Origin of the sequence: Streptomyces collinus Tu 365 (genome assembly GCF_000444875.1) — a bacterium.
Lineage (GTDB): Bacteria > Actinomycetota > Actinomycetes > Streptomycetales > Streptomycetaceae > Streptomyces > Streptomyces collinus_A.
Map to the genome: position 1 here is coordinate 5,743,364 of NC_021985.1, position 25,222 is coordinate 5,768,585.

Sequence of the window (25,222 nt, forward strand, 5' to 3'; positions counted from 1 at the left end):
GACGGGCCGGACGCGAACGGACGGCACAGCCCCGGCGAAGACGGGAGAACACCACGGCCGCCGCACCGGATCGATGCGGCGGCCGTGGGCCGGAATGCCGGGGCCGGAATGCCGGGGCCGGAACGCTTGGGCGGGCCGGAAGCCGACGCTCAGCCCTTGACGGGATCGGGATCGCTGTTGTCGAGCGCGGCCTCGTTGTCCCGCTGCGACGGAATGACCGGAAGCGTGCGCACGGCCATGGCGGCCCGGTGCTCCTCGGCCTTGGCGCACAGCGCGCGGGAGGCGTTGTTGAAGCGGACGACGGAGGGCGGGTCGGACGGACCGAGCAGGTGTAGCTTGAGCTCGGTGCGGTCCGCGGCGTAGACGTCCTTCTCGGGGTGGCGCACGGACTCCAGCAGGGCCGGCACACCGGAGGCGTCCGGGGTGAGGACGGCACCGGCGCGGACGGTCGGGAAGGTCTCCCGGAACTCGCGCTCGGGAAGACCGCTGGTGTTGGCGACGGCGTACGGCTTCTCGCTCGCGAGGTAGTCCGAGATCACGCTGGAGACGTCGCTGATCAGCAGGTCGGCCACGTTGAAGCAGGCGTAGACGGTGGGCCCGGCGCCGACGACGATCTGGTGCTGCCAGACGGGGAACGAGGCCCAGTAGGCGGCCTCCCAGGCGGCGGTCGCGGCGGCGACGGCGTCGGCCCGGCCCGGCTCGGGGGCGGACTGGAGCAGCATCCGCTCCGCGTCGTCGGCGCCGGTCCGGTAGGAGGACGAGGTCAGCCGGCCGAGTTCGGCGGTGCGGGCGGCGAGGTCCGCGGCGGCGGTGGGCGCGGGCCGCTCCTGGGCGTGCTGCGCGGCACGGGCGGTGCTGGCGGCACGGATCATGTCCTGGATGCGGGTGTTCGCGGCGCCGGCGCGGGGGTCGACCGAGCCGGTCAGCGGGTGCGGCTTGTACAGCAGCCGGACCTTGGGGTCGGCGAGGAGGGCGCGGACGATGTTCTCGCCGGCCTCGACGACGGAGGTGTTGCCGGGGTTGCCGTCCCAGCCCTCCCAGGTGGGGGCGTAGAGGACGGTGGTGTACTCGCCCTTGGGCGCACCGGCGTAGGGCTCGATGGCGTGGAGCTGGGGGCGCCCGATCTCGACGACGTCGCGGTCGTCGACGCCGACGTTGGCGAGGGCGTACCGCTCGCGGGCCGCTGGTCCGGCCACCCAGACCTCGTCGTAGGCCTTGGCGTACGGGTTGCAGCTGGACAGCTTGTCGCTCTCGCCGTGGTTGACGAAGGCGTGCTTGATGGTGGGGATGCGCAGGACCTGGGAGGTCTTGCCCGAGTTGGAGGGGTGGATCAGCATCTTGAGCGTGGACTGCTCGAGCCGCATGAGGTCGGCGACCTTGGGGAGGCAGACGATCGGGATGTCGGTGGAGGCGATCCGCTTCACCATGAACCGCTCGCGCAGCACGATCAGCGGGCGGCCGTCGAGACGGGCCAGCGGCTCGAGCCACATGTTGGCCTGGTAGGCGGAGCTGGTGCCGCCGGAGAAGTACATGCCGACCGTCGGCTGGTAGTCGGCGAGCCAGGACTCGAACCACTCCAGCGTCTCTTCGCTCGTCGCGGGCCGGCGGGAGGGCAGCAGCCGCACCAGCAGCATGACGACGGCCACGGCCGCGAGGACGGTGGACAGGGCGATGCCGACGGCGGCGATCCGGGCCATGCCGGTCGCGGCGGCGGCGAGCAGGCCGGCCGCCGAGGGCACGGCGAACAGGAGGAGCCGCTGCCCGGCACGCTGCATGACCAGCGCCGGGGGAGCGGCGCTCAGCCGCAAGGCGGAGGCGTCGACGTTGCGGGTGAGCACGGGAAGGGTGCGCGTACGGCGCACGACTATCGCCAGTGCCTGGCAGGCGAAGTGCAGACCGTAGAAGACGAGCAGGCCGCAGACGAGGGCGAGGTACCGCGTCTCGTAGTCCTGCTCCTCGAGCCGGAGCAGGCCGGCCACCATGAGCAGGTCACGGACGACCTGACGCACGGTCACGGTGGCGTGCAGCTTGCCGAGGCTGCTCGCGACGCTGCGCTGCCAGCGGTGCAGGGCGATGTCGGCCGTGAGCCCGACGGCGAAGGACGCCATGAGCAGCGGGACGCTCGGGAGGAAGGCCCCGGCAGCCAGACCGGCGAACGACAGGGCGAGCACCGTGGGCAGAAGGAGGCGTGCCGCAGCGGTGCGCAACCGAGCGGACAAGGGCGATGCTGACAACTTCGCGGGCTCCAGGCAACTCGACATCCCCGGGCACGGACTTGCTGACTGGCCCGATCGAGGCCGAGCCCGGAAGCCGATACGTATGGATGTTCTTTACTTAAGTGAGTGGTGGGACTTTACCCGCGTGAAGCCGTCTCCGGCAGGGGGAAGGGCGCGAGCGGGACATCACACCGCCCTCTGTCAGCCGCACCGGGAACGACTGTACCGACCGGGACATGACACGTCGATGGTGAGGTTGGGGGAATTGAGGGGTTATCTATCGTTCCGCGGCTTCTGTAGAGGGCTGGATCGTGACAACAACATGAAGGGGGAGCGAACCTGTGGAGGGGGAGAGGTGACGCCGTCCGGGACGACCAGAGGACGACGGCCGCGGCGCCGGACGACAGACCGCCACCATCCACCGCGCTTCTTCGATGCCGGGACCGGCGAGGAGGGTGACCGCAGCGGACTGACGACACCCCCCTGATCCTCGGCCTGCGCCACAGGGTGTGTAGCCTCCCGGGCCGTACGGCCGGAGAACGATCCGGCCAGGTCCGACCGAGGAGACACGTTGACCCCCAAGTCCGCGAGCACGCCTGAAGAGACCCGGATCGCCCTGGAGGGCGGTACCTATGCGGTGCTCACGGTCGCGGACGTAGCCGTCGCTGCGCTGCGGACGGCAGAGGACGAGAAGTACGATGTGCTCGCCGCGGTCGGAGGCAAGAACCTCCCCGCACTCGTACTGATGCGAAACGCACTGCAGGGCAAGGAGCCGGCGAACACCAACGCTGCCGAGAAGGCTCTGCGCGAGCTCGGCTTCAGCATCCTGGTGCGGCGCCGCTTCGACAACGTCACGGGTGAGCCGGTGCGCCTGACCCGCGAGCAGATCAACAACTCCTCGATCTGAGCACTGCCGCGCCCTGCCTGACCAGACGGAAGGTCCAGGCGCCCACTCGGTCGGCGTAGCGACTTTGGGGCCATGATCTGCGAGGCTCGCGCCAAAGCGGCTGGCTGAAGTCGCGGAGCTGACCGCCCCAGCCACAGAGGGGTTCTCCCCCTCACCATGCCCATGGCCGCGCCCGCCGTCCGGCCGGTGCAGGGGTCAGCGGGCCACACGAACGCCGGCGCATCTGACAGCGTCGGTCCGCATGCCGCCGCCACGATCCGGCCTCTTTCGGCGACAGTGTCTTTGACCTGCACCGTCGGGATTCACCGTTCGTCCCCGTGCGTGTGTTGGACTGTGGCCGCTGTGTGCGGCGACGGACGGTCGGCGACGTGCGGCCGGTGGCGAAGGCAGGTGAGGCGGCGCGGCGGCGACTGGCCGGCGCCGCCGCGCTTGGCGCGGCCCTTCATCGGCTGCTGCAGAGCTGATCTCGATCGTGGCCCACGCCTCAGATATGAAGGACGCTGGGGCCTCAGTTGCAGGTGCCGCTGCCGGAGTCGCTGTACTGCAGTGCTGTGGAGTCGAAGCCGGGGCCGGGCAGGACAGGCTTGTAGTCCCAGCTGTAGCTGTTGGACTTGAGGGTCAGCTTCATGACACCGAAGGCGCCGGCCTGGGCGGTGACCACGTTGGGGTTGTCGTAGTTGCCGGGCGCGCCGGCGAGGGTGTCGAGGGCCTCGCCGCCGGAGCCGACGATGAACTCCGGGATCCCGTGGGTCGGGTCGTACTGGCCGTCCGGGTTCATCGGGCGCAGCCGGGCGTACGCGTGCTCGTGGCCGTTGAGGATGAGCGTGGCGTGGTGTTGGTAGAGGAGCTTCCACCACGCGTCGGTCGCTGCACCCTCGACACCGCCGGCGCCCGGCGCGGAAGCGGGCACCGTGGCGGTCGAGGCCGTTGTGGCGCTGAAGGTCGCCTGGTGCCAGTACGCGATCGTGCACTGACGCTTGTTGGCGGCCAAGTCGTTCGAGAGCCACTGGGTCTCCTGGCCGAGGAGGCCGCTGTCCGTCGTGGAGCAGTCGTGCTTGAACGCGTCGGAGTTGCACTCGGCGTTGAGCGAGATGATGTGCCATCTGCCGAGGTTGTAGGAGTACCACCCCTGCTTGTCGGCGGTGTCGTCGCCGGCCTGGCCCTGGGTCTCCGGCGTGCCGGCCTGGTCGTGGCCGTTGAAGTAGCCGAAGTATCCGGCACCGTTCTGCCCGGCCTCGTTGTCGCCCTTCTTGGTGTACGGGTAGTACTCGTGGTTGCCCGGCGCCGGACGTTCGAGCATCCTCAGGCCGCCCCATGCCTGCTCGAAGGACTGCTCGAAGTCCGTCAGCTTGCCGACCTGGTACTGCTCGTCGCCCAGCAGTGCCACGGCATCGGGGTGCATGTCAGTGGCCTGCTTCGCGGTGGCGAACTCGGCGCTCATGCCGCCCAGGGTGGGGCTGCCGCACTTGAGCGATGCCGGGGTGGTGGCGTTCTCGGCGTCGTCGGGCTCGCAGGCGATGTCGCCGACAGCCGCCAGGGTGTAGGAGGCCGCGCCGTGGTGGGCGTAGGGCCAGTCGTTGTCACTCTGGTTCGCGGCGGCGACGGCGGTGCCGGTGACCGCGAGGACGGCCAGGCCGACAGCTGCGGAGGAGATCTTGGTGACGCGTCTCATGTGCGGTGTCCTTCCACGGCGGGAGTAGCCAACGCACGGTAGGCAGCCGATCTATCAGTTGACACAAACACGGTCCAACGGCTCGGTGAACTCCGTTCGTTGCAGGGCGACGTTTCCTTCACTGCGCCCCAATGGTGCTGCTGGTCACCCTGCTAGCAGGGTGCGCTGCGGGGCGGGCGGGTACCCCTGTGGCGACAAGCCCCAAGACCAAGCCGACTGCGGTGGCAACTACGCGGGCTCCCTCCGTGAAGCCGTCCCCGGCAAAGAAGCCGCACTCCACGAAAAGGCCGCGCTCTCGCTGCGCCAAGGGCCCCGTCGCCGCTCGCCTCAAGTGCCTGAACCCCGCCGTCAAGAGCGTCCAGGTGCTGGGCAAGGGGGAGAATCTGGACGTGACGATCTTCGTGAATTCGGGCGCCTCGCAAGCTTTGTTCGGAGTCGAAGCCACGGTCCATGGCGAGAATTAGGATGTCGTCCGGGCGGCAGCGAGAGTCTTTGGGCAATCCTCTGTTGAAGGGCTGTCAGTCATTGGGGTGGGGCCCGTCGAGGACAAGTACGGCAACACAAGTGCCCAGCCGCTGTGGGTCTGGGGCGCGTATCAGGGTCATTTTTCCCATTTCAACCTGGGCGTCCTGGGGATGAAGACCCTTTGGGATGCCGGCGACAAGTCGGGGTTCATGCCGGGGCTCACCTGATGGCACAGCCGGCCTGGGGCCACACCCCTTCCATGTCTGCCGGGCCGCCTGCCGCGCGTGCGAGATCGGCGCCGCCCGAGGCGGCCATCGGCATCGGCATCACCTAACGCGACGCCCGCTCGATCTGCGGCACGGATGGCGGGCGGCCGACCTCGAGACCCCGCCCGCGCAACGCGAACCCATCGCCAACTACCCTTGCATGTCACGGAACCTGACCGAGCAGAACACGAGTCAAGCTGTCGAAGAGCTGTCGAAGGATCGTCGACGGCCTGACGAAAATCGGCCTGCTCACGGGGGATTTACTAGGCAGTCGCGTCTGTCCACGCGGACGACCGGACACGGTCGGCTTCCCTTGCTGTGGACAGCCGAGGTCGATAGTCGATAAGGAGCACGGCAATGCTGAAGAGGTCACTGGTGGCCGTTCTGAGCGCTTCCGCCCTCGCGGTAGGGGCGCTGGGGCTGAGTACCGGGTCTGCCTCGGCAGCTTCCACCTGGAAGCTGAAGGCCACGTGCAGCTCAGTCAACGTACGAGCGAAGGCCACCACCAGTGCGAAGGTCAATGGCGTCGCTTACAAGGGCGATCTCATGAACGGCACGAAGGTGGACTACAAGGGCTACAAGGACATCAAGGTGGACAAGGCCTGGATCTACGGCAAGGTGGTCCGCAAGGACCGCAACGTCGTCTACGGCTGGGCCGCGCTCAAGTGCTTCAACCCTTACGAGCAGTAGGGGAAACCTGCTCGGACACCCACGGCCTCTGACCGTTTCACCCGGTCAGAGGCCGGCCGCCTGGTGGTGGGCGTGTGAACGCACAGTGACTCGCGCCACGACGGCCTTTAAGCCCGCTGATCATTCAGGAGACCGCGTTCGAACCCCGTCGCCGTCATCGGGTCGATATCGTCTAGCTCGGGCTCCGTCTCGTGCCTCAAAATTCTCGGCGTGGCAGACATGGGACCCACTGAAATAGAGACGCCGGACGGGCTGTTGGGCTGGTGTCTGGTGGCCAACGTGGCGCGAGAGACTGCGCACGGCGAGAGTGGCCTCGACATCCAGCACGGCACGAAGCACTTCAGGGCAGGCGCCCTGCTGTGGCTCCCGCGCGTCCGCTGGGACCCGGGCCACGGTCGCTGGCCTGCGGTGGGCCGGCACCGGGGCAACGGCCGTCGGTATGTCAACATGGTCGTACGCGCACATGACCTGGAGAACTTCCGGGTCAAGGGCGTCTACAGCGAAGCCCTGGTGCGCAGTCTCAACGGCTACGAGCACGACCCGGCCGCCCCGCGGACCCTGCAGAACCCGTGGACCCGCGAGCGGGCCCAGGAAACGGCGGACAGCTGGAACCAACCCCGGGAGCCCGTCCGCATCGACGGCCACTCCCACCCTTGGATCTCCGTTCCCAACCCGCCGCCGGCAGAGCTCCAGATCGACGGTGAAACCCTGCACCTCGCCCACTACGGCACCAGGGGAGCCCACTACAGCCGCACACCCCCTCTCGTGGAATGGACACCGGAGCCCTGAGAGGGTCCTTCGAAGGCGCGAGCAGGCAACGGACGCCGCTGGTTGAGGGAGCAAGTGACGTACCACGGTGGCCTCGTCTCGCTTGTCGCCGGCATGTCGGCAACGTTCATGTGAGAGCGCAGGGGGCCTTGTGGAGCTGCACGTCACGCGCTGGAAGCGGTACGGGCATGACCGTCTGTACGCCAACCTGCCTGATGGCACCGCGGTCGGTTGGGCGGACGTCACGACGGGGGACATCACGGTCTTGCGGGCCGAGCATCGCGACGACGTGGTCGCCGTACTCACGAAGCACTTACAGAACCTCACCGAGCCTGTCTCACCAGACAGGGCCCCGGAGAGTCAGGTGCGTCCGATGCTGCCGCCTCTGACGCCGGCCGACGACCTGGCCGTCAACCCTCCCGGGAAGTCCATACGTGATCTGCTCGATGAATCCGGCCCGGGGCTGATGGAGCGAGTCGTCTCACGGCTTCTGCGGCGGCCCTCGGAATGGGACCGCTGGAGAAAGGGATTGGCGGGGGAGCGGCGAGTGGGAGCGGAGTTGAACCGCTTAGGGCGCCACGGTTGGCGCGCCCTGCACTCCATCCCCTTGGCCAACAAAGTGAATATCGATCACTTACTGATCGGGCCCGGTCGAGTGTTCAGCATCAATACGAAGCACCACGACAAGAAGGCTGTATGGGTCGGGGATGACTCCGTCAAAGTGGATCACGGGAAGCCGGCGCCCTACGCGCGGAAGAGCCGGGCAGAGGCCAAGCGGGTTGCCCGAGTGCTGGAGCGCTATTGCGACTTCCCGGTACCGGTGGAGCCGGTGCTCGTCTTCGTCGGTGTGACCGAGCTGAAGGTGGTCGCCACACAACTCGATGTCCGGGTGTACCAGGAGCGTCAGGTGTCGGCCCTCGCTCCGCTCTCAGGCGTTCTCACGGCCGACCAGGTGGAGCAGGTGTACAGCGTTGCTCGCCATCGGCAGGCTTGGAGCCACGCCTGATTTGGTGGAGAGCGGCTGGCGGGCGATGTCTTAGGGCCGAGGGGTGACCAACGAATGAAGAGCGCGAAGTTGATGGCGCTGACTGGGCTAGCAGGTGCGGCGGCTGTGGTCTCGGGACTGGCTGTACTGATGAAAAACGACGTGGTGAAGAGCCCGCTGTTCAAGGATGCAGCGGAGAAGCAGCAGAACGAGACAAGGAAGCGGCAGGAAGAGGAGGCGCGGCGTCGGCGTGCCATCAAGCGGCAGGACGACTACTTCAGGAAGCAGCGCGAGGAGGCGGCACGCCAGGCCCGCAGCAACAACCACGACTAGGTGTCGGCAGTCCTCGTGGGAGTCCGCTGGTAGCCCTGGTGGTGTGATGATGTGTACCAAGGCGGCGGCACCTGGCGGCGGTGCCGGCTTCGCCCGTTCATGGACTTCACCTGACGCGATGCTCCAAGATCCCGTCGTCGACGGACCCCGACACACATCCGCTCCGGGCGGCACACGCCTGCGCATACGCGAAGACCCCGGCCTCAGCGTTTCCGCTGAGGCCGGGGTCTTTGGGCACCTCATGCTGGGTGCCCCCGGCAGGATTCGAACCTGCGCACACGGCTCCGGAGGCCGTCTTCCTTCCACGCAACCGCGCTGGTCAGACCCGTGCCTGCGAGTAGGTGGATGAGACGTGTCCACGGATAGTCCACGCTGTCCCGACCCACTGCCTTAAACCGTGCTAACTAATAGCCCCGCGTCAGCAGCGTCGCAGGGTGACACCCTGCGACCTGGCAGTTAGATGACGAGTAGTGCCTGGGGGGCTCGCGCCCAGACTGCAAGGGCGCAAGATCGCCCCCAACCTTGAGGTCTACGGGAGACCGACCTGAGGTTTCCGTCGAAGATTAGGCAGTCTAAAGAAGGTGTAGCGCAGGCCACGCAGCAGCCGCAGGCCGATCGAGGCCGCAAGCGCCGTTCGTGCGACGCTCGTGGTGCCTGCGCCAGAGCGATCCGTGTAACTGCGTCAGTTTCAGAGGCCTTCGGCATCTGATAGCTTCCGAACTCTTGGACTGCAGGGGGTTGAGTGGCAGGCGAGCAACCGAGGGCAACCGGTCCGTCGAACGGGGACGAGTACGACCAAACCCTCGCCGCTGTGGTCACCACGGTGGCCGAGACGTATTACTCGCAGCAGGTGCAGGCCGTCAGCGTCGCCCGCGGACGGGCCCAAGCTGCGCAGTCAACGGTCACCTTGTTTGCGGGGGGGCTGATGGCGGCGCTCAGCGTGACCACACTTGCCGACCGTACTTGGTGGACGCAGGTATTGGCCATTGCCGCGGTGGCACTGTGGCTGATGGCAGCCTGGCTCTATCTGTGGGCCGTCGCCTCCCCTATTCCGGAGGATCCCAATGAGCGGGCGACTAACCGGCAGGAACTCGTCAACAAGGTCTTCCAAAAGGTCAGGGCTGAAGCCAAAAAGATCGATGAGCGTCAGCGCTGTGCAAATTGGATGGCTTTGGGGGCCGTGATTCTGAGCCTGTCCACATTCGCGGCGAGTATCGTGACGGACCCCGTGCAAAAGACCTTGCCCGGTACCGTCGTGGTTGACGCCGGTTACCGGTCAGCCCTGCATGCCTTGTGTTCGAAGAAGGCTGCCGACACAGGGCTTGTGAGTGGGCAAATCGTTGAGGAGTCACTCAAGGCGCAGTTCGTCGAGATCAGGCCAGGCGCCGGCGTCTGCGGGAGGCCGGGAACGATCTTGCAGGTGCCACGTGGCGAGGTGCAGGCGGTGAGGTGGCAGGATGCCTGACAGCAACATGGAGGCTCACTTCCTCTGCCTGGTGCCGCTGCCTTTGGAAGAGTCGGCGAGGCAGGCCGCATGTGGAGCGGTGCTAGACGACGTAACCCGTCTGCATGCGTCCGACGGTCGGTTGACCGGCGTCCTAGTGCTCGGCACCTCCGGTGACCGGATGCCAGCCGAGGAACTTGTCTTTCATCTGCAACTGGCGTGTGCGGACCTCGGGTACGAACCGTTTGTCATACCCGTTCCCGGACCGGCCGACCTGCGACTCCCAGCCACACGGTTGTTGACACGCAGCCTGACAGAAGACTGGGGGAGAAACGCTGCCGATCTGTGGGGCGGAGAACTGACGGAGGACATCGTCGCGCCGCTGGAGACCAAGGTGTTTTCAGACCTCACGGCCTGGCAGGACGAAACGATACGGGCCGTCGAGGGATGGCAGCGCGGTCTGCTGCCTGGTGACGGATCTCTGCGTGTCGAGGTCGGTGGGCGAACGCTGGGCCTGGTCAGCGTTAACACGGTGTTCCGCATGGTCACCGAGGGGGCCGATCCACGCCTCTCGGGATGTTGCAAGGAGCAGTTGGACCTCGCCGTGGGGGGTGACTTCGACACCTGGGCCGAGGGCAACGCCCTCACCTTGGTAGCCGCTGGACGGGTGGGCACCTGGCCCGAACTCGCACTGGAGACGGCCCCTCTGCTCAAGCTCGCTGGCACTGGTGAGTCACACGCCGGCTGGATGCTCCCGCCGCCTGACGCCGGACACCGGTTGCTGCGTATTGAACTCGGTGGCAGCCGGGTCGCGGTCAAGGATGCTGCCCATGGCCAGACGATCAGTACCGCTGTCCGCCCGAGGGCCGCTGCACGGGGGCCGCAGGTGCGCGTTGCCCAACGCGCGGAGGAAGCGTACGACGAAAAGCCCCTCCTCGAGGCCTTCCATCAGAATCTTTCCACCGGCCGGATGGCCCTCGTCCTCGTCTCGGGTCCTGAGACCGGACCTCCCATCGACCTCGACGAACTGAACCGCCGTCTCGCCGGGGCAGTGTTCGGAGCCGTGCCGTCACCCATTGAGCCGCCGCTCCGCGAGACGTGGGTCGCAGCCCAGTCGCAGCTGACTGAGGAACAACTAGAGCACTACTTGGACCAGTTGCATGCCTCGAACGGGGAGGCACCCGCCGCCGTGCACCGCTTGCTGCGTGCTCCGTGGTTCCGGATTTACGACTTCACCGGAGCTGACATGCTCGCGCTCGGCAGGAAAGCGGGCGGGGGAGACCGAATTTCACTCGTCAATGCATGCGATGGGCCGCCTGCCGACAAGCACGAAGCCTTCGAAGTTGTCGCGATGCATGGTCTGCCCAAGCAGGAAGGGATTCCTCAGGACTTCGGCGATCCCGAAGACGATCCACCGCGGCATCCGCGCCAGCAATGGTTCCGGCGCCTGCGTGCCGAACTGCTTGAACGTCCGGTGCTTTTCATGTCTCTCTCGCCGAACAGCCCCATCCTGTGGGACACCTTGCGGATGGTGGGCTGGCGAGCCGGAGAGCACGAGTTCCCCGGCTTCCTGGTCGCTCCGGAGGGGACGGCGGTCGACCGGGCACGGCTCCGTCAGGTGGGGCTGCAGCACATTCGTAACTCTCCGTCAGATTTCGTCACCAGGCAGCTAGCGCCCGGCAGCCAGTCCCTAGTGCTGGGCAAGCGTTTGCTAAAGCAGGAGCACGCCGGGGCCCTGCGTGATGTCGGGGTGCAGCGGGTAGCCCAGTTGGTGCAGGACGCGCCTGCTGGCCATGCGTCGTTCCTCGTTGGCCGGGACCCCACATGGGGTGACATAACGAATAGAAGGATCACCGGCCAGCTCTCGCTCATCGATGTAGTCGCCGAAAGCACCCAGCCCTCCGCCGAAGGGAGGATGCCGGTCGTCCTTGTTAAGGGCAGCGCAGGTTCGGGGAAGACGACCGTGCTGATGCAGGTCGCCTATCGCCTGCACAAGAAGGGTTCCCACGTTGGTTGGGTTGACCGTGCGGCTAACCTAACCTCTGTTACCGTGGCAGCGCAGACGCGACAGCAGAACCTCGACGCGGTTTTCGTAGACGACGTCAATATGTTTACGCGGAATGCATCGGACCTCATGCATAACCTGAATGAGGACGGCAAGCGCCTAGTGGTTGCGTCAATTCGCGTGACCCGACAGTCGGAGATCCCTGCAGGTTTCCCGGCGAAAGTTGTAGACGTCGACCGCCAGCTCACGGACAGCGATCTGAAAAAACTCGTCAAGGCCTTGGAAAAAAACGCGCTCATTGGCGACCTGAAGAAGTATCGGTCCACGCAGGCAAAGGTGGAACGGCTGCGGACCCTGTCCGAGAAGGGTCTGCTCGCGGCTATGATCCAGGCCGTTACCGGCTCCACACTACGAGAAAAGGTGGTGAGTGAGTACCAAGACCTTAGTAAGTATGGACTGGCTTACCAGTGGGCGTATGCGGCGGTATGTATCGTTAATTCTGACGAGATTTTCCAGCAGATCGGCATAAGTTCGACTGGCCTTCTGGAGGTGGTCTCCTATCCAGACCCGCCAGACCGGTCCCACCGGGAGGCCATCAGGGGACTTCTGGAAATGGGGCTGCTTGTAGCCGCTCCGGGAGGACTCCTCAGGTGCCGGCAGCGCACCATCGCCGATGCCGTCGTTGATACGGTCATCAAGAAGCGGCCAGTCGAGTTGGAAACCGTGATGACTAAGCTGTTGGTCTCTTACGCCGAACGTGCCTGCCACATCGAGGACGACCTGCATCCCGACCGGCGGGCCATGATCCGGTTGCTAAACCACAATGTCATGCGTGAATTGTGCCTGCGGACGGAAGGAGCACGCCGTACGTACCAGGCAGCCCACGACCTACTGGAGGACGATCGGCACTACTGGCTACAGCGGGCCGAATTTGAGATCGACCAGGGCAGATTTGACCTGGCTCGGAGCTATCTGGCAGCCGGCAAAGGATGCCGCTACGGCGAGGACGACCGTCTTCTGCGCACTGCCAGCGCCCGAGTCCAGTTGCGGGACTCCGTTGCCTACTCAACCGATGCAAGGCGCCTACAGGACGCCGTGGCCGCCGTGCACGAGCTACATGAGGTTGTGAGGGGCCCCGAAGGTAGAAAAGCCCCGCACGCCTTCGTGGCCCTGGCGCGAGACGGCGCCAACTGGCTTCTGCAATGTGGTCAAGCACTCGGATATCAGCTGTACGTAGACCTTCTCGACCAAATCACCGACGACGTGAAGTATGGAACGGTCTGTTGTGCCGGAAGAAATGAGGTCGTGGCCGCGGCGGCCTGGTTCGACCGACAGCGGAGCAGACTGCAGGACCGGACGCCAGGACTGCCGATTTAGCCGTTCGCCCCGGTACGCTTCGGTGGGGATGTTTCTGCCACGTAACTCAACGAGGTGCTGGTTGCAGCCGGCGTGCTGTGCGTGTGGAACATGCGGCAACCTTGACCGCGTTGTCCGACGACAGGACGGAGGTTCCGGAGGCCGTCTGGCCTGAGCGCATCACCGCAGGCCGGGGCGCCTGAGGCTTCTGCGCCGCCCCTTTCCGTCCACGGGTGGTCCGCTACGGACGTCGCCCTGAGCGAGTTCGATCAGGTGAAGGGTTCCCTGACCCAAAACGCAATGCGCTTGGTTTTTGCAGGCTCAGCGAGCGTCAAGGCAAATCCGTTACTGAAAGTGAATCTCCCCGTGGGATTCTTACTGACAGAATCACTGTCGATAGCATGCCAGGTCACGGAGCCCGTCCGCTGCAAGTCGATATCAATCGAATGACGTGTAAAGTTCAGACGCAGGATGTTTTCGACTGTTTCCGCAGACTCAAGGATTTGATCCATGAGTACATCAAGGTCCAAGTAGGTTTTTAGACTATTGATTCCGAACACTCGAAACGAACTCAGGGTCGCTCCGACTGCATGATCGGAGATCAACTTTGCGGCGGTGTATACATCGGTGGCCTTGTTGGGCGAGCCGGTCATCCTGATTCCCTAAGGGGCGAGACGGTCATGTAAGGGGTTTGGTTTGTGATGAATCCTACCAACGCGGTCCGGGCGGCCGAGCCTGCTTGCTCAGTGTCGTGAGAGTGGGAGAGGTCGCCTGCACGTCACTGCCGCGGCTTCTTGACACGCAGTCGTCGTCTCGGCGACCTGACGCACCCACCCGTCACGCCAGCGCAAGATCCCCTACCCTGCGGCGCACAGCCACCTGCGCGAGTCAACCCATGGACTTAGAGGTGGCGGAGCGACGCGAGGGCTGCGTCCGGGCCGTGGCGACCCTTGGCGCCGCTGGCGACTACGGCCCACTTGGCGGCTGCATATGATCTTGGTCTTGGCCCAGCGACGGGGACTAAGTCGCCTGCATAGCCGCCTGATGCTGAAGAACCGCGGTGAGCCGGTAGCCTTCACGGTGCGCAGCCAGCGGCAAGGTCATGATCGGAGGAGTCCACTGAACGCGGATGACAGGGGAACGCCGGCAGATGGGCGACCGGTGCAGGTCCAGTGGCACGAGGCCGATGGATCTCTGTCCCTAACGTTCCCTCACGATGACTCGAGCAGCTACCCTGTGCTTATGGATGACCGCACCACTTTGCTTGTTCCCGTGGATAAGCTAGTTGACTTCCAGCCGCAGGAACTTGGCGCTCTTGGACCCAAGTTCAAGGAGATCGTCAAATCGCTAGACGGAGCACTCCCCAGTCAGATCCGCGAAGTGCTGAAGCGGGAGGCTGATAGCTGCGGACAAGACACTCCAACTGCTAAGTCATTCCGTGTAACCCTCCTCATCCTTCGGGATTACGTTGACTCGGGCTACTACCCCTTGATGCAGGGTGACGCCCTCGTTCTGGCGCCTCTACTCGAGGCAGGGAACGCTGACGAAGCGCAACGTCGTGAAGCGCTCCGAAAGTTGTATCGGCAAGCACGAACGAACGCTTTGAGGATTCCGGGACAGCGTAAGTCGCTTGAGCGCCTCTTGGGGACACTCACCAAGAGTCAGTATCGCTCGGAGGAATGCATCGCTTCGCTTGCGGACGGTCCACCAGAGTTGCAGCTCACTGTGGCAGGACAGGGCGCTGGCAGGGCGGTGTGGCGAGCCGTAAGGGCCACATGGTCCATGACTCCGGACGCTAGCGCACCAGGCCGCGAGGTCTCGGTGGTACTGGAGGACAGAAAGTTCCCGGGAACTCCTCTGGGAGTTGCGCAATTCCGCAACGTGGTCCCTGAGATCCGATGCAGGGACTCATGGCTTGGTCTCACTTCGCGAAACTCAGAAGGCGGCCCCGGAGGTTTTGTCGACCGGTTGGATGGAGTTCCTGACGCCAAGGATAAAATTTCTGCCACGGTAAAGGTGCTGACATCTCTGCTTGACGCAGTCAATCCAGATGGACTTCCGCCTATCGATCTTTCTGGCGGCACGCAGCAAGCGGAAAGCTTGCAAAAACTGGCTGCCCGATTGCGCATCGCCTACAACAATGCCCGCAAGTTGGGTCAGCGGGAGTTTTCCCGTCAACTCCTGGCACAGACCAAGCGCGCTGAAACTGCTGCCGAGCTCAGCCTTGGCCTTGCCGGTCTCCGGGCCTGCCTCGAATCTCCGAATGCCGCTCAATTCCTTCGCGAGAATGTTCTGATGCGGCGTTTGGTGGATTCAGGTCTGCGAAAGATCTGGCACTATCATATGGGTTTTGTCGCTCTCGAAATGAGTGTCTGCGGAGCTGCTCCACCGTTCGGTCCGATGAGGGCGGGCAAACTGGCGGCTTCGGTAGCTGGCAGCGAGACGGTACTCGAAGCCTGGGGTCGGAATCGCCCCCTGGGGCAGATCGCCGCCACCGTCTATAAGCCCGAGGTGCGAGAGAAAATTCCAAATCCGGGCCCACTCGTAGTATTCACCAGCGGTCTATACCCAGGTCACAGTTCCCAGTACAACCGAGCCACTAGCGGCGGGCGTAGATGGGTCCGGATCGGTGAAACGCGCGGTTTTGGATCGTTCCATGTTGCAGCCGATACCATTGATGCGATCGATGAATACAACGTGGCAGCCGATGGGTACTCGCACATCACAAGAACGTTTGGCGAAGGAGCTAGTGCGCGCTTTAGGGCAATTGGAAAGGCTTTGTCCGGATTGGGGCTTCCTGATCTGAGGAGACACGACACCCGTCGCCCTATGTATGCCCTGCCTCTGGTCCACGACCCAGGAGGTGTGCTGCTGGGGTGGGAGGCTGCCGGGGACGTGTCTGGGGCAACAGCGATCGATCTCGCGAAGCAGTGGTGGGATCGGTGGGTCAGCGCGCGAGGCGCCCTCCTGGCCGAACAGGCCCGATGCACCCCAGACCTCATTGATGAACTTGCCGGGATGATGCGAGAGGTCGGGCCAGTTCCTGATGAACCGAAGCGCCCCGACGAGCCGGAGCAACTAACGCTCGCTCTCTGATCGTTTTGCTGGAAGTTGCAGGTGATTGTCAGTCGCCTTCTGTAACGTGACCCGTGGGGAAACGTGGGCAGAGCACAGGGGAGACGGCCATCATCCGCGACTCATCGATGACAGACCTAGCGACGCTGTTCCGGCGCGGCGAAGTGTACGCAGACTCCTGGTCTGTTGAGGTCAGACGGCAACTCAACGTCGAGGACTCCCTAGTTGGGCTTGTGACACAGGCTCTCAACGACGGCCGACACGTAGTGATCACTGGCAACGCAGGAGACGGAAAGAGCCATCTCCTGTCGATGGCCCTCGACGCGAGTGCGCCGAAGCCAGCCATTGAGGCGGACGATCGCTCTCCCTCGGCCCTGGCTCCAGGGGATCGCCTGTTCATCCGTGACGCGGCAACGCTGGACGATGAAGCGATCCTTGCCTGGACCCATGCGGCTACTGCGAACGGCAGCCAACTCGTCATCACCCTCAACGAGGGCCCGCTGTCGTCGCTGGCGCGGCTCCAAGGCGAAGGGCTCTACGAGCAGGTGCGTGAGGTCACGCACGCCCGCGCTCGGGGCGAGAAGATGGACGATCCGAGCGGTGTCCTCCTGGTCAACCTTGCGGGCCGGCAACTGGTTCACGCGGGTTTCGTCACGCGTGCCCTCGACCGTCTACTGCCTGCAGTGGATCCTTGCCGCACATGTGGTGATGACACTACGTGCCCGCGTACCGCTGGCCGAGACCTGTTGGCTCGATCGCCCCAGGCGGCTGACCGCCTCACAAAGCTCCTATCACTGCTGGGGCAGTCCGGACTCCGACTCACGGCCCGAGAATTGTGGGTATTCCTTGCGGAACTGTTCTTCGGCTGGCAATGCCCGCCTCGTGGGCGTGACGTCCAGAAGCTGGCTGGATGGTGGTGGTCCAGAGTCTTCGACCCTGCCACATCTCTGGGTCGAATGATTAGCCGAGAATTCGACCCAATCCACACCGCGAATTCGTCCGTTGACAGTCATCTATGGCTAGGCAACAACGAACGAGTTGGCGTCGCACCCGAAGTGCCGCTGTTCAATCCTGCTGTCATCCACAGAAGAGATCGAAGCGGGGCACTCAAGGCCTTCGCGGCGGCCAAGCGTGCCAGATTCTTTCTTGCATCCGACTTGCGTGTTGAGGAAATCATCGACAGGCAGTCGCACATCCCAGACTATGTGGATCTCCTTCAGGAAGCTCGAGATGAGCCGCACCGCGCAGTCCAGCGGGTAGTGGCTGAAATAAATCGATACCGCCTCACGGTAGGCACAGGTAAGCAACTACATCTCAGTCGACACCATCGGCTGACGGCTGTGACTCGGCCTTCCGTACTTGCTGCTAGCGCATCCATTAGTTCGGATGAACTTACAGTGCGGTTGCCGTATCTCCACGAAGATCACGGTGTCGAATCCGCCGGATTCAAACCGTCAAAACTTGAGCTTTCATGGAAGCAAGGTTGCGGCGCCGTCCTCTCGCTGGACTATGCAACATGGCGTCAGCTGCATCAGCCCCGAACAGTTCATTCGGATAGGATTCAGGAGGCGCTCGACATGGCGCTTGATCTCTTCATTGGTCAGGCGCCGGCCAGGCCCGAAACTGATCCCGAGATCGTCGCAGTTGATCACGCTACTGGTGTGGTTACGAAAGTTACCGTGCGAGGCGGGCGCCGCCCCGAAATCGAGGTGAATCCATGACGTTCGTAGCTGGCATCGAGCTAACCCCATGGTTCAGAGAGAACGTCACGGATACTCTTGTTTTCAGCACGGCCACCACGAATGCGGAGCCTGTCCATGTGCTGAATGGCTTCCTCGCGCAGTGTCTGGTAGGCCCTCGAGCGCCGAAACTGGCGAGCGCTCTGATTGCCAGAAACAGCAGTTCGTGGGCGACAGCTGAACAACCTCTTCGGCAAGTACTTGCGCGGGCGCCAATTCCCTTCAAGGTCCCGGCAAGTTCGGCCGAGCTAGACTCAGTTCGCCATTTGCTGAGGGCGCTGCTAGCAGGCGATAAAGCAGTATTCGCTTCTATGCAGTCATACCAAGTTGCGCATCCGGCCTTTATCACAAACGACCGTACGGGTGCGGCAATGGGGCTTCTCTGCGCCTCCCTCCTGCTTAATCACGCTTCTGGGTCTGGTGCGCTCACGTCTTTGGTGGAGCGCCTTTGTGAGACGCAGCCAAACCCGTACTGGGTGTTGCAGTCAGCCCTTGCGGGTCCGATTGATCCGAGCGATTTCAGCATCTCGGAGGTCCGCTCAGTTCCGTGGGTAACGAACCATGTCACCGAAGAGTTCGCGAATAACCTCGGCAGTTTGCTACGCCGAGCGGTGCAACTAGGCAGCGTGGCGGCTGATAGCCTCGACGCGCTGAAAGTGCTCGCCAATGCCATAGAGTTCGTATGTGTTCTCGCATACGCCCAGGTTCCGAACTTGTCGGTTACTGGCAGCCTGACACCGCTTCTGGCAGTAGTTTCCCCAGATGCAGATACTGTTCTCGACTCATCCGCTCGAGGCTCACTCCCTCTGATGCACAGTGCTATGGACAACTGGATCGCATCAAAATTGCAGCGGACCGTTCGCGAGCGACTTGGGGATGCGGTACAAGACAAGAATGCTGCGGAAGCCTTTCTCCTGCAGACGGTACCGTTCTCGGCAGGAGCAAAGGAGAAGCGCCTCGAGCGTAGCCGACTGTTGGTCGAGAAGACCCCCGAGGCCCTCGAACACTTGACCCCCAAAGCGAGTACGACACATGCTCCGCAGGATCTCAGCGGACCAGTCGCGCTGGTGCTGCTTGACCTCCTCAAGACAACAATGGCGCAGAGCTATTCGCAGTGGTTTGACCATCATGCTCGACGTTGCGGCTTTTTGGCGCCGCGCAGGGGGAACACGAGTAAGCGCTTCTGCATTGAAGCGAACCTAATAACGACGCTCGTCCTGGCTGTGCTCGAAGAGCAGGAATCAGAAGTCTCCTATGACGAGTTCCTAAAGAGACTTGAAACTCGATTCGGCATCGCAGTGGGCCCAACGGCACAGACGCGCTCCATGGCTCCGCGAGCATCGGAATCGGAGTTGGAGTCGAACAGGGATGCATTGGCAGACCTTCTGACGCGCCTTGGCCTAGCTCGCGCCTACAGCGATAACACAACAGAGGTGCTAAATCCGCTCAAGATTTGGAACGTCCGGTGAACCGTGCGGAGGGGTCGGCAATGGATGCTCAGGATGTCCTTACCGAGGCAATTTGCGTAACCGTCAGAAGTAAGTTTGAGACGGGCTTCGGATACCTACGGCTTCCCTACCTGTCACCTGAAATGCCTCTGGAGCGGATCATCAGCCGGCTCTCTGGAGAGGTGGCTGGGCTTAATGTTGCAAATTTCGCCTCTACTCCGATCGAGCGCGACAATGTGACTGATCGGGTCACGGTAGCCATCCGCTGGCGAAACGAGGGGAGGCGTCCAATCCTCGTAGTTGGCGACCTTCATCGGAATAGGGCCCATGGGCTGATGAATGTGCCACAAGTAACTGCCGATGAAGTAAGGCGCGCAGCTTTTGCCACCCTGGGAGCCGAGCACGCGCAGGGAGTTAGCGATAACGTTGTGCCGCTTTTGGCTGCCTTGCAAGAGCGCAACCTTCCACTGGACTACGTGGCTGATTATTGCGCTGCCCTGAACCCGCTGAAGCCGGGGAGTGGTGACCTCTCGCGCAAGTTCCTTTGGCGGCTGGGTTTGCTGCCCGATCACCGAACTGCCCAATCAATCGATCCGAATCGTCTGCAGTTGAATGAGCAGACGGTGGATTCGGTCAGGATGGCAGATCCGGGAACTCTCCAGCGGTTCATCGCAAACTCCACTGCCGAGTACGCCAAGCTCCGAGAATTCGGCAGGTCTGGCAGGAGAGAACTGCTTGCAGGGTTGAACCTGGACGACGTAATTGATGCTATGCGAGCTGCCGCCATCCGCTCACGTACGCGATTCAGAGATGACACCCACGGGCCGGACGACCGAGTTGACATCTTGGAGTTGGTCGATTCAGGAGAGGTCTCAGAAGCGGATCTACTTGAAGCTGTTCGAGATCATGACGGCGGTAATCAACTCGACCTCAATAGCGGCGGCGTGACATGGGATGCTCCGAGCTTGGAGCAGGTGCTCAACGACCCGTCTCTGGTCGCCGCTGAGCCGGGCACTTCGGTTCAGGCAGCAGATGAGTCCAGCACGCTATTTGACAGTCCGGATGACGAGGAGCCGGCCGCCGAGGATAGCCTAGCGACGTTTTACGGCTCTATGGCTGGCGGAACTACCTCAAAGTTCGGCACAGCCACACAGTGGCAGTCACTGGGGGACCTTCGCCAGGATCTCGAGGATCTGGCTGACGATGCGCCCGTTGCTGGACGGCTGGCTCTGAATGCTTTCGACCGGTTGGGCGATAGCAGAATGGCTCTGGCTCACTTCGCACCGTCCATCGCAACCGAAGGCCTCAGGCTCTTCGTGAGTTCACAGACTCTGCGTAGCCAAGGTGATGAGCTCGTATCCTCGTGGGAAGACCTTTGGTCAGCTCTCAGGCAGATGCGCCAGGAGATCCCCAACGAACAAGCCACTTTCGTGAAGCGCTTGGCTGACTCCCTCACGCTGGTGGACGTAGTTGCAGAGCGCGACTCCGAGGGAACTCGCGCCCGCCTTCTGCCGCTGCATCCTGTCGTCCTCGAGCCGCGGGTTCGGGCGGCGACGATGCTCCGCGAAATGCAATCGGTTGGTGAACTGGACAGCGAGTTCATCGATACTGTGTCAGCCAACATCGATCCGGCTGCACCCTCTTTGGGGATCGTAATAGGGAAAGATCCGGAAGCCTTGGCCTTCTCCGGTATTTCTGAGACTGGAGAACCAGTCTATGGCAAGAGGCGACTCGCGTCGGGTACGCCTGAGACGACGCATGCTGTCCAGCAAGTCATCGATCGGTTCCTTGTAGCGTATCCGTTCGCGCAGCTTAGTCTGTGCGTTGCCTTGATCCGTCCCACTCCGACGGTAGTGCGACGTCTTTTCGAGCGGCTGCAAGATCCTAAGTTTTGTTCTGCGACGCGCATTGTCTTGCGCGTTTTTAGCCGGGAGAACGCTACCGAGATCAGAAACTTGGTTGCGGCAGCTGCAGCGGAACACGATGATCGCAGCCGTGTAGATGTGCAGATCTTCGAAACGGATCCTAACCTGACTGCGCTTCAGGACGGCGGAGCGCCGCACGTGACCTTCCTGTTTGACGTCTCCGATAGTGGGACCGCTGGATTCGGAAGCCTCCTGCAGTCGGAGCAGCAGGGGAGCGTTGTCACAGAGTGGACATTTGTTACGCACAAACGCACGACCGTTATTAAACCCGCGGCGTCTGGTCGTCTGGCTGCGCTCCTGAATCAGCAGAGTGAACTGTCCAGTGCCGATCCAGCCGAACTGGATCGCAGTCCGCTGCTTTCACCCGGGGAAACCACTCACCTTTCAGAGCTCGGGCAGGCAACCAGTTGGCTAGTACTAGTTGAGTCAACGAGCGCCCTCGCTGCGCCAGAGACCATTGAGCCGCCGGAGTCTGTTGACGAGCAACTCTCCGAGGGCGGATATGACGGACGACTCCACCTTCTTGGGCGGGTAGGAACAGGTTCTCACACGGCCTACGTTTACTGTCGGGACCTGACGTTGTTGGTCGACCCGCCTTTGCGCATGATGCAAGGAAACAGTTGGCTTGACCCCGAACCTAACAGCCTGATGACTTTCCTTACCAACACGGTTCGCCGTGCTCTCCCGGAAGGGCTTCTAGGGTTCTTCGGGACTAAGGGACCGCTCAGTGATGATGCGATCCTCGGAAGGATCGGGGTTGCTGCAGTCCTAGCTGAGCTACAGGAGGACGAAGGCAGTCTGGTTATGAGCCTGGACACTGATGCTGCGCGAAAATGGCTGCAACGTCGTCGCAGCAACAGGCGTGCTGATCTTCTGCAAATCAAATGGACCGAAAGCGGTCCATGCGTCAAGGTAATTGAGGTTAAGTCAACTCGCGATGCCCTGGACGGCGGAACCATTCCTCCGCACGTGCACGAGGCCTCTGATCAAGTACTCGAGATGATGGATGTCCTGCGCGGCGTCTTTGCTCAGTCCAGCACGGACCTCTTCGCCGCGAGTCGTCGTGAAATTCTTAAGCGTCAGGTTTTCCTGGAAGCGTTGCAACAGTGGGAAGAGACTCGCGTTCAGGACTGGCCTGAGTACAGGAAACGTCTGCGTAGTCTGAACGACCTTTTCAAGCTGGATCCTTCTTCGGCGCCGGTCCATCTGGATGGCGAGGTCGTGGTGGTGGGTATTGATGCCCCACAGACCAACCTCCCTGACCGAATCGGAGAGGCCGGCCTGCCATTGAAGGTTCTGGGCGGCGATTGGTTGCGACGGGCACTGCGTCATGGGAGAGACCAAGTGGCCGTCCCTAGCTATCTCGGCGAACTCATTTCCAGTCTCGGCGAAGAATCGCCTCAGGACGCCATGACGGCGACAGCAGTCGAACCTCAGACTTCTAAGACACCGACCACTAATGTCGAGCAAGATACACAGACGCGGTCCGAGTCTGAGAAGGTGGCGGATAGGTGGGATGACGAAGCACAGCGCGCCGGACTAGCTCAGCAAGTGGTCAATGCTCTGCGAGCCCGCAATGTTCCCCTACGTAGTCTGAACGAGAAGGACATTGTTACCGGCCCATCAGTTTTGCGGGTCCCGTTTGAGCTTGAGCCGGGAGCCAGGCTTTCAACACTGGCAAATCAAGAAATGGATATCGCTCGCGATCTTGGAGTTTCCGGGATCCGGGTAGATAACCTTCCCGGACGGGCGCGCTATGCAGTCCTCGAAATCCCGCGGCAGCATCGGAGCATCGCAGATGTATCAGAATTGGAGGCTCCGGCTGGGCATGCCATCTCGGTAGCTCTCGGTACAGACTATGAGTTCAACCCATTCTGGGTCCCGCTGCATGAGCTTCCCCATCTCCTGATCGCTGGCACCACTGGGAGCGGAAAGAGCACTTTGCTCCGCTCCATCCTGTGGCAACTTACGCGAATGTACTCTTTCGATGCTCTCGACCTAGTGCTCCTAGATGCTAAGGGTATGGGAGACTTCAGGGATCTCGCCAGAGCGCCTCAGATTCGGCAGAGCAGTGACTATCATCTCGGGGCCGACGGAGCTCTGGATCTACTCGGTGACATTGTGGAGAGGCGCGTTCCGGAGCGCATCGAAACCTTCAATCAATATGCTGAAGCGGCGATGTATCGTCCAGACCCGAAGAACATCACCGATGTGGTTTCACTCTGCGAGGATGCAGCGGCACGCGGTGTGGATGCTCCGCTGAGGCCGCTAGTTGTTGTGATTGACGAGTTCTCCGAAATTGCACTTTCCTCTTCGGATCGTCGACGCTTCGAAACTCTGGTTACCCGTTTCGTTCAGCGAGCTCGAGCCGTTGGGGGGCATCTGATCACCGCGACGCAGCGTCCTAGCGTAGAGATCGTGCCTGGGGTAATGAAGGCCAACTTCGCGCGCCTCTCTCTCATGGTGAGGAGTGCGACGGATAGCAGAGTCATCCTTGATGCGTCAGGCGCAGAAAGGCTGCTACCGATGGGCGACATGCTTTTTGCGTCTCCGCACCAAGGTCTGGTTCGTCTACAGGGTTTCTCTGCACAAGGGCCATATCTTCCTGTCTCTGGCGGTACAGCGGTTTAGATCCAGCAGACGCTTGTAACTCTTAGGTTGGCGGAGCGGCACTGGAGCTGCTTTGGCGCGAGTGATCATGGCCCCGTAAGCTTCCGGCGCGTCGGGCAGTCTGTGGACCTGCCCGGTAAAGCACGACGTTGGGGCCATGATCTTCGAGGCTCGCGCCAAAGTGGCTGCCTAAAGCCGTGGAGCCGACCGCCCCAGCCACGACGAATCCCTTCTCTGGCATCAGTTGGCTGATTGCTCTGCGCGCGGCACGGGCGCTGGCCGGGCTGGAGCGGGGCGGAGACAGGAGCGCAGGCCCGGCCGGGGGCCGGGCCGCGCGCGGTGAGCGGAGCGAGCCGCCTTGAACCAGTAGAGAAAGTTTGAATCACACTCGGGACCAGTGCTGTGTCTTGTCTCGCGCACCCGACCCGGCGTCTCCTGCTCCGTGGTGTAGAACCCTGGCTATGGGGAGTGAGCGACAGGAGCGGATGAAGGCGCTTGGCGTGCGTCTTCGAGGGCTGCGTGCTGAAGCTGGCCTGACTGGTGCCGTGTTGGCGCAACGGGCCGGCGTAGGACAGCCGACCGTGTCCAAGGTGGAGAACGGACGCATGGTCCCGAGCTTCGATGTCCTTGACCGGCTCTCTCGTGCTCTGGGCCTTGAAGACTCGTCGGCTCGTGAGGTGCGTGACCTCCTGGTCGCCGTCGAGGCTGCTGCTGACGCCGGGCAGGCCCCCGATGAGGATGGCATTGCCGGGGCGGTCCTCGATAGCGCAGTGCGCTCGGCTCGGCTGGTGCGGTCGTTCCAGTGTGTGGTTCTGCCGGCGATGCTTCAGAGCGCGGAGTACGCCCGCCACGTCTTCCAGAGCGCGCCGAACTCGACGCCTGAGGCGGTCGGCCGGGCTGTCGCTGCCCGCGTCGAACGGCAGAGTGGGCTGTATGAGCCGGGGCGCGAGTCTGTGTTCGTGCTGACGGAAGCGGTGCTGCGAACCTGGCCCGGTAGCCCGGCGCTGATGCTCGCTCAGCTCGACCGGCTGTTGGCTGTCGAGAGTCTGAGTTCCGTCCGGCTCGGGCTCATCCCGTGGCGTCGGGCAGTGCCAGTGTTGCCGCGGCACGGGTTCACGGTGTGCGATCAACAGGCGGTCGTCGTTGAGGGGTTCGCCGGCGAACAGTTGGTGGCTGACCCAGTTGAGGTGGCCGCGTACGAGGAGACGTTCGATCGCTTCGAGCGGGCTGCCATCTTCGGTGGTGAGGTGCGCGAGCTGCTGTTGCGGGTGATGAGGGAGTTCCGCGACTTGGGAGACAACGCCGCTCCTTAGAGGAA

At 62.9% G+C, this 25,222-nt stretch carries 16 protein-coding genes; 13 read left to right on the plus strand and 3 right to left on the minus strand.

What is annotated here, in order from left to right; all coding sequences use genetic code 11:
• Window positions 1-149 precede the first annotated feature (149 nt).
• A complete protein-coding gene (locus tag B446_RS25105; RefSeq protein ID WP_043476431.1) occupies window positions 150-2,261 on the minus strand; it encodes a hypothetical protein in 2,112 nt (703 codons plus the stop codon).
• A gap of 526 nt (window positions 2,262-2,787) precedes the next feature.
• On the opposite strand from B446_RS25105, the gene B446_RS25110 reads away from it, so the two are divergent.
• On the plus strand, window positions 2,788-3,123 hold the full coding sequence (locus tag B446_RS25110) for a hypothetical protein (RefSeq protein ID WP_020942239.1): 336 nt from the start codon (window positions 2,788-2,790) through the stop codon (window positions 3,121-3,123).
• A 508-nt stretch (window positions 3,124-3,631) separates the two neighbouring features.
• Here B446_RS25110 and B446_RS25115 read toward each other — a convergent pair.
• Entirely contained in the window at window positions 3,632-4,795 is a 1,164-nt protein-coding gene (locus tag B446_RS25115; RefSeq protein WP_020942240.1) for a metallophosphoesterase family protein, read from the minus strand.
• A 530-nt stretch (window positions 4,796-5,325) separates the two neighbouring features.
• On the opposite strand from B446_RS25115, the gene B446_RS39270 reads away from it, so the two are divergent.
• From B446_RS39270 to B446_RS25150, 7 genes are all read left to right on the plus strand, one after another.
• Window positions 5,326-5,487 (plus strand): hypothetical protein, encoded by a 162-nt coding sequence (locus tag B446_RS39270; RefSeq protein ID WP_158506772.1) that lies wholly within the window; start codon window positions 5,326-5,328, stop codon window positions 5,485-5,487.
• A 585-nt stretch (window positions 5,488-6,072) separates the two neighbouring features.
• The gene (locus B446_RS39275; RefSeq protein ID WP_158506774.1) at window positions 6,073-6,216 is read left to right on the plus strand and encodes a hypothetical protein; all 144 of its coding nucleotides are present in this window, start codon (window positions 6,073-6,075) and stop codon (window positions 6,214-6,216) included.
• Between the two features lie 219 nt (window positions 6,217-6,435).
• On the plus strand, window positions 6,436-7,005 hold the full coding sequence (locus tag B446_RS25130; RefSeq protein WP_234967646.1) for a hypothetical protein: 570 nt from the start codon (window positions 6,436-6,438) through the stop codon (window positions 7,003-7,005).
• Between the two features lie 130 nt (window positions 7,006-7,135).
• Window positions 7,136-7,990 (plus strand): nuclease-related domain-containing protein, encoded by an 855-nt coding sequence (locus B446_RS25135; protein WP_020942243.1) that lies wholly within the window; start codon window positions 7,136-7,138, stop codon window positions 7,988-7,990.
• Window positions 7,991-8,044: 54 nt separating this feature from the next.
• Window positions 8,045-8,302, plus strand: coding sequence for a hypothetical protein (locus B446_RS25140; RefSeq protein WP_020942244.1), 258 nt, complete (start codon window positions 8,045-8,047; stop codon window positions 8,300-8,302).
• Between the two features lie 811 nt (window positions 8,303-9,113).
• Window positions 9,114-9,767: a hypothetical protein gene (locus B446_RS25145; RefSeq protein ID WP_020942245.1), complete on the plus strand. Its 654-nt coding sequence runs from the start codon at window positions 9,114-9,116 to the stop codon at window positions 9,765-9,767.
• Window positions 9,760-13,128 (plus strand): hypothetical protein, encoded by a 3,369-nt coding sequence (locus B446_RS25150; RefSeq protein ID WP_020942246.1) that lies wholly within the window; start codon window positions 9,760-9,762, stop codon window positions 13,126-13,128. The genes B446_RS25145 and B446_RS25150 overlap by 8 nt, the downstream gene beginning before the upstream one ends.
• Window positions 13,129-13,376: 248 nt before the next feature.
• Here B446_RS25150 and B446_RS39015 read toward each other — a convergent pair whose 3' ends face one another.
• Window positions 13,377-13,760: a hypothetical protein gene (locus B446_RS39015; protein WP_148305746.1), complete on the minus strand. Its 384-nt coding sequence runs from the start codon at window positions 13,758-13,760 to the stop codon at window positions 13,377-13,379.
• Between the two features lie 589 nt (window positions 13,761-14,349).
• Between B446_RS39015 and B446_RS39020 the strand changes: the two genes are divergently transcribed.
• The 5 genes from B446_RS39020 to B446_RS25165 all read left to right on the plus strand — a co-directional run bounded on the left by B446_RS39020 (window position 14,350) and on the right by B446_RS25165 (window position 25,217).
• A complete protein-coding gene (locus tag B446_RS39020; protein ID WP_148305747.1) occupies window positions 14,350-16,203 on the plus strand; it encodes a Druantia anti-phage system protein DruA in 1,854 nt (617 codons plus the stop codon).
• Window positions 16,204-16,310: 107 nt separating this feature from the next.
• On the plus strand, window positions 16,311-17,903 hold the full coding sequence (locus B446_RS39025) for a hypothetical protein (RefSeq protein ID WP_148305748.1): 1,593 nt from the start codon (window positions 16,311-16,313) through the stop codon (window positions 17,901-17,903).
• Window positions 17,900-19,390 (plus strand): hypothetical protein, encoded by a 1,491-nt coding sequence (locus B446_RS39030; protein WP_148305749.1) that lies wholly within the window; start codon window positions 17,900-17,902, stop codon window positions 19,388-19,390. Before B446_RS39025 ends, B446_RS39030 begins: the two co-directional genes overlap by 4 nt.
• Window positions 19,391-19,410: 20 nt before the next feature.
• Entirely contained in the window at window positions 19,411-23,925 is a 4,515-nt protein-coding gene (locus tag B446_RS37350; protein ID WP_078614941.1) for a DNA translocase FtsK, read from the plus strand.
• Between the two features lie 440 nt (window positions 23,926-24,365).
• Entirely contained in the window at window positions 24,366-25,217 is an 852-nt protein-coding gene (locus tag B446_RS25165) for a helix-turn-helix domain-containing protein (protein WP_078614795.1), read from the plus strand.
• The last annotated feature ends 5 nt before the right edge of the window (window positions 25,218-25,222 follow it).